Source organism: Natronorubrum halalkaliphilum, assembly GCF_009834785.1.
GTDB lineage: Archaea > Halobacteriota > Halobacteria > Halobacteriales > Natrialbaceae > Natronorubrum > Natronorubrum halalkaliphilum.
The window spans coordinates 1-12,024 of the sequence record NZ_WUYX01000017.1 but is presented as its reverse complement, the minus strand read 5'-3'; the positions used below and the strand labels follow the sequence as shown (position 1 = coordinate 12,024).

Annotated in this window: 16 protein-coding genes; 4 read left to right on the top strand and 12 right to left on the bottom strand. The window is 58.5% G+C overall.

Annotated features, from left to right (window positions below):
* The 9 genes from GS429_RS04325 to GS429_RS04285 all read right to left on the bottom strand — a co-directional run.
* Positions 1-254: PD-(D/E)XK family putative nuclease (locus GS429_RS04325; protein ID WP_160063077.1), on the bottom strand; the 254-nt coding region annotated here is incomplete at its 3' end.
* On the bottom strand, positions 241-531 hold the full coding sequence (locus GS429_RS04320; protein WP_160063075.1) for a hypothetical protein: 291 nt from the start codon (positions 529-531) through the stop codon (positions 241-243). The genes GS429_RS04325 and GS429_RS04320, both read right to left, overlap by 14 nt.
* Before the next feature lie 38 nt (positions 532-569).
* A complete protein-coding gene (locus GS429_RS04315; RefSeq protein WP_235920732.1) occupies positions 570-836 on the bottom strand; it encodes a hypothetical protein in 267 nt (88 codons plus the stop codon).
* Between the two features lie 223 nt (positions 837-1,059).
* Entirely contained in the window at positions 1,060-2,253 is a 1,194-nt protein-coding gene (locus GS429_RS04310; protein WP_160063073.1) for a hypothetical protein, read from the bottom strand.
* A 73-nt stretch (positions 2,254-2,326) separates the two neighbouring features.
* Positions 2,327-3,148, bottom strand: a complete 822-nt coding sequence (locus GS429_RS04305; protein ID WP_160063071.1) for a hypothetical protein — start codon at positions 3,146-3,148, stop codon at positions 2,327-2,329.
* Positions 3,145-3,708, bottom strand: a complete 564-nt coding sequence (locus tag GS429_RS04300) for a DUF8063 family protein (RefSeq protein WP_160063069.1) — start codon at positions 3,706-3,708, stop codon at positions 3,145-3,147. Before GS429_RS04300 ends, GS429_RS04305 begins: the two co-directional genes overlap by 4 nt.
* Before the next feature lie 2 nt (positions 3,709-3,710).
* Positions 3,711-6,620 (bottom strand): Env/VP5 family phage fusion protein, encoded by a 2,910-nt coding sequence (locus GS429_RS04295; RefSeq protein WP_160063067.1) that lies wholly within the window; start codon positions 6,618-6,620, stop codon positions 3,711-3,713.
* Positions 6,620-7,180, bottom strand: coding sequence for a hypothetical protein (locus tag GS429_RS04290; protein ID WP_160063065.1), 561 nt, complete (start codon positions 7,178-7,180; stop codon positions 6,620-6,622). Before GS429_RS04290 ends, GS429_RS04295 begins: the two co-directional genes overlap by 1 nt.
* 18 nt (positions 7,181-7,198) lie before the next feature.
* Entirely contained in the window at positions 7,199-7,630 is a 432-nt protein-coding gene (locus GS429_RS04285; RefSeq protein WP_160063063.1) for a DUF8023 family protein, read from the bottom strand.
* Positions 7,631-7,741: 111 nt separating this feature from the next.
* On the opposite strand from GS429_RS04285, the gene GS429_RS04280 reads away from it, so the two are divergent.
* Positions 7,742-7,927: a DUF8053 family protein gene (locus tag GS429_RS04280; RefSeq protein WP_160063061.1), complete on the top strand. Its 186-nt coding sequence runs from the start codon at positions 7,742-7,744 to the stop codon at positions 7,925-7,927.
* A 205-nt stretch (positions 7,928-8,132) separates the two neighbouring features.
* Here the strand turns inward: GS429_RS04280 and GS429_RS04275 are convergent, their stop codons facing one another.
* The 3 genes from GS429_RS04275 to GS429_RS04265 form a co-directional block, all read right to left on the bottom strand.
* Complete coding sequence (locus GS429_RS04275; protein WP_328821235.1) at positions 8,133-8,483, bottom strand: DUF5658 family protein; 351 nt, start codon at positions 8,481-8,483, stop codon at positions 8,133-8,135.
* A 49-nt stretch (positions 8,484-8,532) separates the two neighbouring features.
* Positions 8,533-9,096, bottom strand: coding sequence for a type IV pilin domain-containing protein (locus tag GS429_RS04270; RefSeq protein WP_160063059.1), 564 nt, complete (start codon positions 9,094-9,096; stop codon positions 8,533-8,535).
* Positions 9,097-9,542: 446 nt separating this feature from the next.
* Positions 9,543-9,797: a winged helix-turn-helix transcriptional regulator gene (locus GS429_RS04265; protein ID WP_160063057.1), complete on the bottom strand. Its 255-nt coding sequence runs from the start codon at positions 9,795-9,797 to the stop codon at positions 9,543-9,545.
* A gap of 604 nt (positions 9,798-10,401) precedes the next feature.
* On the opposite strand from GS429_RS04265, the gene GS429_RS04260 reads away from it, so the two are divergent.
* From GS429_RS04260 to GS429_RS04250, 3 genes are read left to right on the top strand one after another with little or no spacing between them, the layout of a single operon-like run.
* Positions 10,402-10,710, top strand: coding sequence for a hypothetical protein (locus GS429_RS04260; protein WP_160063055.1), 309 nt, complete (start codon positions 10,402-10,404; stop codon positions 10,708-10,710).
* Entirely contained in the window at positions 10,707-10,916 is a 210-nt protein-coding gene (locus tag GS429_RS04255; RefSeq protein ID WP_160063053.1) for a hypothetical protein, read from the top strand. Before GS429_RS04260 ends, GS429_RS04255 begins: the two co-directional genes overlap by 4 nt.
* The gene (locus GS429_RS04250; protein WP_328821236.1) at positions 10,909-11,961 is read left to right on the top strand and encodes a tyrosine-type recombinase/integrase; all 1,053 of its coding nucleotides are present in this window, start codon (positions 10,909-10,911) and stop codon (positions 11,959-11,961) included. The genes GS429_RS04255 and GS429_RS04250 overlap by 8 nt, the downstream gene beginning before the upstream one ends.
* Positions 11,962-12,024: the final 63 nt, after the last annotated feature.

Below are 12,024 nucleotides of genomic sequence, written 5' to 3'. Positions count from 1 at the left end.
CCGTGTGGCCGGTAGACGACGAAACAGTACCAGCCGTCCGCTCGCCGGAGCTTTTCGTGGTACTCGCGATAGACCTTGAAATTCCCCGGCTGGCCGTCCGAGTGCTCGAGCATCGTGCTCTTGATCTCGACCGGCGTTCCGTTCTGAAACCGAGCGTCGTGCCAGCTGGCCCGCTCGAGCGTGAACCGCCGCTTCTTCGCCATTCGTTTCTCACACGCCGTTCCGAAGTGATTCGCTCGCTTACTCCGGTTCATGAGTCTCCGTTTCGATGGGCTGGGCCTCCGGCCCGATCGGGACGGTCGGCCGTTCCCACTCGCGAAGGCGGTCGATCGTTTCGGGAATGTCGGTTCCCGTGTAGTACAGCAGTTGAGACGCCCACATGAGGGAAATCACGTACCACGTCCACAGCGGGAATCCGAACACTCCGGCCAGCGCCAGTGGTATTGCGAAGACGTTCAGCTTAATCGCGAGTAAGACCGCAGGGAGCTCCCACAGCCCGCCCGCGACAGTCGCGAGCAACAGGCCAATCACGACATCTGCCGAGTGTCGCGATAGCCGTCGACGGAGCCTCACGGGTCGTCCCTCCGCTCGTCCCGCCAGCGCCGATCGGCTTGCGCCGGCTGGTAGGTGAACAGGCCGGCGGTCAACAGAGCGACCACGCCGATCGCGAACGCGCCCTTCGCGATCGCGGCGACGGCGACCGCGCTCGAGCCACCGATCATCGCGAGCGTCTGTTTCGAGAAGACGCCGCGCTCGTAGTCTCGCCGCAGTTCGTGAGCGAGATCGACAGCTGTGAATCGAGCCACATCAACGAGGTACCGGAGCGCGACGGTCACGCCGATCGACCCCCATCACGCGCGACGCGATTTTTTCGAAATCGACTCTCAAAAATGTCAGACTTCAGAGACCTATGCACGCGCTCCGCGCGCCGATATATATACAACTCCGCTGCTCGCCCATCGGTCGCTTCGCTCCCGGCAGGGAGCGAGCGATGGGCATGGGCCGCAACTATACTAAAGGGGGGTCGCCTGAAGTTTAAACCTTGAAAACCCGACGCCGTCATGCGATCACCTGATCAACGGTTTCAACCCAATTTCGCTTCTCTCCCCCCTCGTCATAGTCGTCGTACCAGTCGTATACCGTCGTGTGAGAGAACGGAACGAACTGTGAAGCCTGGTTGGGAGACATCCCCTCGTCACGACACGCTTTCAGTGTCCACATGAACGCCTTCTTAGCGTCGTCGTCGTTGAGCGGATCGCCTGCTTCGTCCTCTGTCGACGGAGCCGTCCACGACCAGTCTGAGGCCTCTTCGGTCGCCATATTCCAGTTGGTCTTGGGAATGCCGTTCAGCGGCAGTTTCTCGACATCTTGGAGATTCCCGTTCGAGATTCGGTCAGCAATGAGGGCCGTCTTCTTGTCGACCTTCTTGATGATCGTGCCGACGCGCCAGAGCATCGGATGAATGCTTGACTCGTCATGGCCAATATAGATCAGCGCACCGTTGTACTTCCTGATTTTGAACACCAGCGGCCCCATCAGCTTCCGCACCAGATGTGCTTGCTCGCCGGAACCAGACCCGGCACTCGAGAACTCGTCACCAACGAACAGCTTCGGCGACTGCTCCCGACGGACAACTTCCCCGTCCTCAACGCGAACCGGCTCGCCGTCCTGCTCAACCCACTCGCTTAGCAGCGGGAAGTTCGTTACCCAGCCGTCGTGAACAGCGCCGTCTTCACGAACCCAGTCGTCGTTTCGCCGTAGCGTCTGGATATTCGATGCCACTTTCATGTGACCGTCGACGAGATGATTCCGAACCTCACCGATTAGCCCGGCGAAGTCGGATTTACCAGCCCCCATTTTGCCGAGCACAACGATAACCGGAGCTGGTCCGTTGACGATCTTCTCGAGTCGGTGGATCGCTTGCAGGTTGGCAAGGTCGTGCTGTTGATCTGGGTCACCGATGAAGTGTTTCAGTGTGACAGTATCTCCGGTCTCGAGTGCCTGTCGTGCCGTTTGACCGCCCTCGACCGAGAGAATGTCTTTGTTTTTCTGTACGCCGAGATAGTTCGCTGGTGCGTCTCCATCCCACCGGTCGGTATCGTGATGGATTGCGCGAACCGACATTTGCCGGTCGATTTGGTCATCTCTGACGTATCCCGAGTGAGGAAGTACCTCGTCAGGTTCCCGCTGCTGTTCACCACGTTGCCACTCGGAAAATCCGCCGACCGTGAAGTTGTCCTGTTCGTCACTCATCGACCCGTCCTCCATTGGTCGAACTCGAGTAGTGCGAACAGTGCGATTCCTCCGATTGTGGCGATAGTCTCAATCATTGGTCCGTTCCTCCGTCGGTAGCTGCCTGTTCTGCGGCCTGTGCGCGCGTCTGCGGCGGCCCGCCGGTCGTGTTGATACCGTGCTCGTCGCTGTAGTCTTCGACGTACTCAGTCACGTCCTTGATCTCGTCAACGTCGCGGGCTTCCGCGTCGGATTTCGCCGACTCGAACCGTTCCTTCACCGTCGTCCGCGGGTTCATCAGTCCGCGCTCGTCGGCTTCCGCTTCCTCGTTGATTACGTCGCCCTGAATCTGGAGCCCCATCTTCGAGATTCGGCCCCGGAGTCGGTTGTACTCGAGAAAAGCGTCAACGAGGTCGCCGTGGATGTCCTCGAGCATGGCTTTGGTCGTGACGAGTTTCGAGTCGGCCATCTGGCTGAAGTAACAGCCGCGGACGATCAGCGTGCCGTCCTCGCCCTGATCGGGATGCCAGTCGAACTCGCGAACCTCGAACGAGCCGCCGTCGTTGACCGAGTACGGCGACGGTCCTTCGACGGTCTTGTTTTCCCATACGCCGGGCGAGACGTACTTTTTCTCTCGAACGTCGCTGACGCCGTTGATGTGATAGACTTCGACCATTCGATTCTCGCGGAGCTTCCGCGCGCCCGTCACGAACAACGCGAGCAGCGGCGGACCGAGCAACAGGAGCGCCGCGAACCAGCCGAAGACGATCGGCGGCACGCCGGGGATCGACGGCCGGAACCAGATCAACGCCGCGCCGAGCGAGACCAGCACGCCGAAGACGACCAGCTGTCCCTCGGCCGCGATGTGCGTGAGTCGATCCGACCAGGAGCCGAACGTTCCACTCGTCTCGGTCATGCGTCCACCACCCCGCTGGCTTCGCTGCGGACGACGTACCAGGCACCGATCCCGGCCAACGAGACGGTCATGATGATCCCGGAGAACAGCCCGCTTTCACCGCCGAAGTGACGGAACGGGTTCTGTTCAACCTGCCCGGTCGAGACGGTCGCGCCGCCACCCTGTGCCAGCGAGCGACGGGTCGCGATCGCGACGCCCGCGCCCTGCCGATCGGTGACCGGCATGGTGATCGTGTTCGTTCCCTCCTCGACGTCGAACTCTCGGTAGTTGAACGAACCCGTTCCCTCGTCGTAGTCGCCACCCTCGGTGATCGAAACCGTCGTTGAGTCGTCCGCTTCTATCGTGATTTCGAACATGCCGGGGTTGTACGACCAATCAGCGATTCGCGTCTCCGAGTCGATTTCTCGCGAGTAGTCGTCGCTCGATTCAATCGCTGCGTCGTCGTCCTCGAGCTCGTCGCTCGAGTTGTTCGCCGCGTCCTGTGCGACGACTGGCCCAACGCCCATGCCCATCGCCAGCGCCACGCCTACCAGCGTGACGAAAACGAAAATCCGTCGCATGGTTAGTTCCCCAGGCCAGGAATGAGGTCGGTCACGATCCCGACGACCGCGAGCACGACCACGCCGATCAATCCGAGTCCGAGCATTCCCGCGCCTTCGAAGTCTCCGAGATCGGGGAAACCAAGACCGACTTCTACCTCGGTGTCGCCGTCGTCGTCCTCGATTTGTTCAATCTTTTCCTCAAGTTCCGCCATCGCGTCAGCGAACTCGCTCGAGTCATAGCTGTCGTAGTCAGGACTCGAGTAATCGAGGTCGTTGACAGAGACTGTCTCGCGGTCGTCCTCGGGCACATCGTAGTGGTCGAAGATCAGTTCGAGGTCACGGATGAATCGAATGTCGTCGGTCGAGTCGAACTCGTCCATCTCGTCGATGATCGTGTCGATTGAGTCGGGGGTCGCCTCGAGCGCCTCGACATCCTCGAACGTCTGTTCGTCGGTGTGCTCGATTGTGTGGCCGTTTGCGTCCCACATATCGTTGACTTCGACAACGCCGTCCCACAGATCGACCTGTCCCTCTCCCTGCCGGTCGTCGGTCGATTCATCGAACATGATCGAGCGGCCAGCCAAGCCGTCGATTTCGCCCTCTGGCTGTCGGATCGCCGGGTAATCGGCTCCGTCGTGTTCGATTTCCCATTCTACAGACCCATCCGACGCAGAAGCTCTACACAGGCCGTTAGACCCTCCGATGAATAGAGACTGGCCGCCGGGTGCGACTTTGAGTCTGCTAGGGTACATTTCATCGAAGCTGGCAATCCAGTTCGATGATCCGTCGTCAACCGCGACTGCGGCGACTTCTTCGAATGACGCGACATAGAGGGTGTCCTTGAACAGATCAAGTCCCGTCGCATTGTTACCGTCGATTAACTGGTCGAAGGTCCAATTTTCGGAACCGTCTGTTGCATCAAGTGACATGACCGCACTATCTGTAAAAGCCACAAATAGCGAGTCATCGTCTGCCAGAAGGTCGCGAGGAGTTCCGAGAGAGAACTCTACAGACCAATTCTCAGACCTATCATTGGCGTCGATCGACTGGATAACGTTGTCGTTATAGGTTGCGTAGATGGTGTTTCCGTCGGGTGAGTAGGCGAGTCCGCGGGTCGTAGAGCCAGCCCCGGAGACATGCCACTGCTGGCTCCCGTCGTCGGTGTTGAGGCCAAAGAGTCCGCCATCGTCGTCTCCGACACACAGAATGTCTTCGTCAGGCGACAGTGCGGCCCGTTCAGCACGGTTTTGTTCAGTGTCGAAGGTCCAGTTTTGGGACCCGTCGTTGGGGTCGATTGAATGGAATTCGGCATCGTCAGCCCCAGTGAACACCGCGGTTCCGTCACTCATCACTTCGACATCATTCAGATCGTCGGAGTGTTTTGTGTACTTCCATATGCGGCTTCCATCGGACGGGTCGAGAGCGATTAGTTCGTCCTCAGCACCCACGTAGACGGGGAGTCCGACGGCATATCTACCGCCCGGTTGGAACCCGTCTTCGGAAACATCGGTTCCGAACAGCACCCCGGAATAGTCAACGTCTTCAACGTAGCCGTCCGGGTAGACGTGCCGGTCGTCGAGTTCGGGATCACTATCGACCCAACTGTCTGTCGCTCCCGTCCAGTTGACGCTCATCCCGCTAACGGCCGTCATGTCCGCTCGGGCGAAGCCGAACTGTTGCATCCACGCGATCCTGAAACGGTCGTTCGCCGGGTCGTCCGTTCCAGAGAGGAAGCGAGCCATCCCTTCGGGACTGCGGACCTGTTCGGGAGTGATATTTCCGGCTTCCAATTCGTCGTAGATGTCAGAGACAAAGCCCTGATCGTACCGAGAAACAACGTCGTCCGACAGATTGCTCACTCGGTCGTACAGACGCAGCCATTCCGCGCCGTCAAAGGCGCGTTGCGACTGTGTCGGATCGTCGTCATCGTCATCGTCGTCATCAACATCATCGTCAACGGCCTGCGTGACGAATTTCAGGTCTGTTTGGTACTCGGTGCCGTCGTCGGCTTCAAACGTGACGTAGCCGCCTCCATGCAGCGGGTGGCCGTCCTCACTCCACGAGTCGAGCACGTCCTGCGTAATGGGTTGAGAGTGTTCAGCCGTGTCGAACTCGTCGAACGGGCCGAACTCGATAACCGGGGTCGTCGGGACACCATCAGCGCCATCGATGTGGTCGATATTGTCGAATGCGTTTTCATCGACGACAGTGCCGTCATGCAACGTCCATTCGACTTCCTCGCGTTCGTTCGTGATCCGCATTTGGATGGTGTCGGAGCTGTCACCGTCGATGTAAGCAGACCCGGCGATCGGATACACCGGGTCCGTATCCATCCCGCTGTTTGCGATGTAGCTCAGTTGCAGCAGCGCCTTGTTTCCAGCGTGCAGGTGGTTGAACTCCGGCAATTCGTAGTATTGCCGAATCCGCTGTAGTGCGCGGTCATAGCCGCCGGACGAACCTTCGCCTTCTTCCCACGCTTGCGCCATTCCGTGCCGCGCCTCGAGCGAGGCGATCGGCCGCGTGTCGTTCATGTAGTTGCCGAAATTGACGAAATGTGAGTCCATCGAGTCCGTCTCACTATCGACCAGTTGGTGCAGGATGTGCCGGTCAGCGGACGGGTCTTCGGTAATGTTCCCGTAAATCGTATCGACGGCAGTTGCACCGACGAACACGGCCAATCCGAGGCCGCCGACTGTCGCGATTGACGGGTCGGTAGCCGCGCCCGTGACGGCCTCTTTGAGTCCATCGACGAGGCCAGGATCATCGTCAGCCGCGACCGTGCCGGTCCCGGCCGCGCCGATCGCCGCCGCGGTCCCGGTCGCCGCAGCGCCCTGAAGGAACGCCCGCCGGTTGAGCGTGCAGCCGGCCACGACCTCGTGAGCCGTGGGCATGGGCTGTGGGCGTTGGGCCGATCCATCTGCCGAAGACATCATGCACCTCCCGCTCGAGTGCGAGCGACGAGGCCGGCCGTCGCGATCGCCGCCGCGGCGACCGCGATACCGGCACCGAAGCCGGGCACGCTGTCAGCGTCTTCGCCGAACATCACGCCGCCAACGGTCTCGTCGTCGGCCGCGATGTAGCCGCCTGCGATGTGGTCCTCGTTCTCGACTTCGATGATCGCGCGATACTCGGTTTCCGGTTCAAGGTCGTCTTCGGCTTCCGTGCCGACAGTGTACTCGTTGGTGACCGTCTCGTTCGGCGAGCCGGTTACGCTGTCCTCGAGCACGGGCGTCTCGTCAATCTCGGAGTCGTTGTACTCGGTCTCGTCGTAGACCGTCAGCGCAACGTCTTCGGAATCGGTGTTCGTGAACTCTTCGGCGAACTCGAGATCTAGCTCAACGTAGCTGGTATTCTCGGTCGTCTCGACTGTCGTGTTTTCGAGCTCGGTCAGCTCCGTGTCTTCGGCCGCGCCGATCGCCGCGAAGCCGACGAGTCCGATAGTGATGAGTGAGAGTGCAACAACCGCCGTGGTGATCTTCGAAAATTGCATTGTTGGAGTGTCTGCGGGTTACTTGTAAGCGATAACGTAGAACGCGCCAGCGTTCAGAATGACCGTGAACCAGCCGACGTACCACATGCTGGCGAGCGTGATCGAGACGGCCGGCACGAGTCCGGTCAGGATGTTCAGGATCACGGCCAGGAGCACAACGACGGTCTCGATGTCGGTCCAGTCCTCCGGCGTTGACTCGTTCGTCAACCACGCGACGACGAGAATCCCCATCGAGAGGATGAACGCGTACGTGATCTCGGTCCCGTGAGCCGCGTAGATCGCGTCCGTGAGCGAGACGTTGAACGGAGCGAAGAACTCGAACGTTCCGACCGCCCCCATCGCGAACGACGCCATCACGAACAACGGCGCGAGAATGCTGTCTGTCAGGTCAATGCCGTCTTCCCGGCGAACCGAGCCGGGAACCATATTCTGCGGTAGGCTAAGTGCCATACGAACGCCCGCTTTCCCCGACCTGACAAAATCCTCAGGGATACCGTCGGATTACCTTGGGAAACCAGAGGTTCACCAAGATTTATAAGAAGTGGGGTTGCTCGCCGGAGTATGGCACTGAACAAAATTCGGCGACTAGATCAGGATTCGGTCGGCGTCACGCTTCCGAAAGGAGACATGCGCGTCGAAGGCATTCTCGACGAAAACGGCGAACTCGAGGGCGATCACCACATCCATATTCGGCACGTTGGTGAGGGGGAATGGACGCTCGAATTAGTCGACGGAATTGACGCCTGATCAGCTCCCATCGGTGAGTTGAATACCGCCGAACAGTAGAACCCGAAGATTGATTGGGTCCGCGTTGGATATCTCGGGTACCTCGGGCCTAACGGCTCGAGGAGGGTAATACGGCCGACGGGAGGATTGGACCTGTTGGCCGGGCCGGAATCCAAATCCACCGGCCCCAATGCACTCGTGAACGGTCTTTCGACCGTTTGCGTTTCTACAGTACGACGATTCCGAGATGCAGATTCCAGAGTGTCAATATTGATCCAAGAATGAAGGTTCCAATCGGAACTCCGATTCGCCACTCATGGGGCGTCATGCGATAGAATCCGTATAGGAATACAATCGCGCCAATTTTCCAGGGCACCAAGATCCATAGTCCGGCCACGTTGATCGCTGCAGCGATCGCCGGATGACCTTCGACGGCTGCAGTCGTTTCGATAAAATACATCGTTGTCGCAACATCACCAATGCCGTAAGTAAAGACTGCGAGTAGCCACATTAAATGGTGTACACTCGATTGAACCACCGTAGCCTTGATCGAGACAGTATCAGTCAGGTAACTCACAAGGATATTTTTACGTTGCGAAAGAAATGAATTCTGTCGATTTACGACGTTACGAACTTTCTGGTAGGTCGTGAGTCGTGTCGTGAATGGTGGTGCTTGACGGAATATCGATGACTTGCAGCGTGAAATCGCCTCCGCTCGAAGTATACTCTAGGCCATTGCTGTTACTATCCGCCTTTACGGTGAGTGTAGTACCGGCGTCAAATTCGTCATCTTCGGTGTAGATGTAGACGTCGCCGTCACTATCTGGGTCTTCACTAGGATCTGCCTCGAAGTCGGCTCCATCGACAGAGGCGACTTGTGCCCCGTTATCATCACGAACAACGACACGAACATTCTCCATGTCTATACTGTCTCCGGTCGAATGCGAGAGATAGGCTAATTCAACTTCACCGCCACTTTCATCCCCATCCCAGTCACTGTTTACGTTCGCGTCAACGTTCGTTGTCGGCGTTGAATCACCGAGGTCATCACCCATGCCCATCACGAACGTAGCGATCACAGCCGCGAGGATCACAGTGATAGCTACCATAAGTATGACACCTATGACTGGTGATACTGCACGTTCACTCTCGTTTCCGATCAGCTTCGATTTGTATTTGGTCAAATCCATGTATGGATCACGCACCCTGAACGGTCGGAAAGCTTATTCACAGCGGTCGGGTACCACCGTCCGACGCATGGGGGATTGGGTTAGTCCACAACCATCCCGGCGTCAACCATTCCTCGCCGTTCGTTTTGGTGCTGATAGCAACCAGTTCATTTCAGGGTTATATAGATTAGGGATAGTGACCTTTGAACTGTCATTTTGGAATCGTGAGAGGGTTTCACACCTGATAATCAAGTCCCGGTAGAAACCTTCCAGCGGGACCTTGAAGCACCGCCTTCTTGCGATTTTCTTTTTGGCCGGCGATTATCATTTCTGATTACCCCGCCTGATAATATCTGTTTGCCATCACCGTTGTCTCTCTCGTGACTAACGAGTCCTGACGCGCACCCACAATTAGCACGGAATATTGATTGTTTTCTGAAGCGATCGAGTGAAGCGGCTTTCGGAAATTAGCCTTCCAAATCTTCGGCCTCGAGGTCGCCCTCGAGGTATGCTCGCCCGCGAGGAGTTATTCGATAGTAGCTCCCTCGGAATTTTTCGATCAGACCTTTTTTCTCGAGTTTGCTCATTCGACGAGAAACCCAGTTTCGGGAATAATCCAGATTAACCGCTACAACCGCGGGAGACAGCGCTAAATCGGATTCATCGAGTAATTCCAGAATCCGATTATCGGTTTGATTCATCCAGTCAACCCGCGGGCGCATACCCGCTCGTCGTATTGGTCCATTTAACTTATATCGAAATCCGAACGACCAAATTGCGTTCGGTGTTCGATAGAACACGGAATGTTGGGTTAGTATTAAGTAGGCCCCGTGTCTGGGTGAGCGCAACGGAAGCCAGACGGACCCGCCGCTGCCCGGCCGGGTTCACGTCAGAAACGCGGACCCGATGCTTGGGACATCGGCCCGCCTGGTTTCCGTACCAAAGCTACGGAAACATGTATTCGCGCAACCGCACGGGGCAAAAAGTCCCCGATCGATCGCACGACTCGAGTCTCGGCCCACGGCCCACGCTCGAGGGATTCGTTTACGGAAATCAGCGATTCCGTCAGCAACACCTTCGAGCAGACGTGAGTGTCCGAGATCAGTTTTATCGGAAATTCGGAAATCGGACGGCGACGACTAAGAGGTCAGCGTACAGTCGTTACAGAACACCGACGGACAGCGACCGCACGCGCCCCAGTCTCCAAACAGTGGCGCGCGCGGTGAGTCCGCGGTCCCAGAAGTGTGAGACCATGAGCGAAATAGCACGCATCGGCCGTAAGCGTACCGGATACTGTAACCAGAGTAACGCTCTCGAGGTGACTCGATGAGCGACGAGTTTCTCGCCCTGGAGCGCCAGGCCGACGCGATGGAACGGCAGGCGGAGGCTCTCGAGGCGATCGCGACCGAGATCCGTTATCAGAACGCGGTGCTCGTCGAGACGATCGACGCGATCGACCAGCTGGCCGAGCACGTCGACGACCACCACGTTTCCGAAACCGAGCCGCGGAACCGGTCGGGTACCGCGCTCCAGACGGCGATCGGCGATCGACTGTTCGAACGCGACGACTGCGAAGATGGGCCGATGAGCGCGCTGCGGTTCGCCGAGAACTGGCAGGGGCGTGATGATCGATGAGCCTGTACGGCGTCTGCTACGACTGCGGCGACCAGGCGACGCTTCGCTACAAGCCCGACGAGAAGATCGACGACCAGGCGCGTCCCTCGGTCTGCAACCACTGTCGGACGCGCCGCGAGGAACGGATGGTCGATGAGTTCCGTGACGAGCGGCCCGTTCCATCACACGTACCGCCGGTTCCTGAGGAGGGTGATGACCGTGAGTGATGAACTCGAGTCGCTCGAGCCGTCGGAGGCCCTTGACTTGTACCTCGAGTCGCGGAGCGACGATACGTCCGAGAAGACGCTCGAGGGCCAGTACTATCGCCTGCGGGCGTTCGTTGCGTGGTGCGATGAAGAAGGCATTGCGGACCTGAATATGCTGTCTGGCCGTGATCTGTACGCTTATCGCATCTGGCGACGCGAAGGCAGCTACTCCGGTGAGGAGTTGAAGACGGTCACATTGCGAGGCGATCTCGCGACGTTGCGGGCGTTCCTACGGTTCTGTGCTCAAATTGACGCGGTGAAAGAGGGGCTGTACGATCAGGTCCCGCTCCCCCGGATGGACGGGAGTCAGGGCGTGAGCGATAGCACGCTTGATCCTGACCGGGCCGTCGAGATTGTCGATTGGCTCGGTCGCTACGAGTACGCCAGTCGGGTACACGTTATCGCTCTCATGCTCTGGCACACCGGGTGTCGCGTCGGCGAGTTGCGTGCGCTGGATGTCGGTGATCTCGACCTCGAGGGCGATCGTCCGCGCGCCGACGGTCCGGCGGTTCATTTTGTCCATCGTCCCGAGACGGGGACGCCGTTGAAGAACAAAGAGCAGGGCGAGCGGTGGAACGCGATCGGACCGAACGTCGCGCAGGTATTGGAAGATTTCACGAGTCGGAACGGGCCGCGAGTTGATGTCACCGACGAGCACGATCGTCGCCCGCTCGTGACGACCGAACACGGTCGCGTGTCGACGACGGCCTGCCGTAATACGCTCTATCGAGTTACGCGACCGTGTTGGCGCGGTCAGGAGTGTCCACACGATCGCGAGCCCGAAGACTGTGAGGCAACGCACTACTCGAAGTATAGCAAGTGCCCGTCGTCGCGGTCGCCCCATGATGTCCGGAGCGGTCGGGTGACGGCGCATCGACTGGCAGACGAAGATCGTTCCCTCGTGTCCGATCGGATGAACGCGAGCGAGGAGATACTCGACAAGCACTACGACCGGCGTAGCGAGCGCCAGAAGGCCGAACAGCGTCGGAGTTTCTTTGAACTATGACACACCACAAATCGACGGTTGACCGGTTTCGACAGACGAATAACTCAAGGCGGGGAGGGCGGA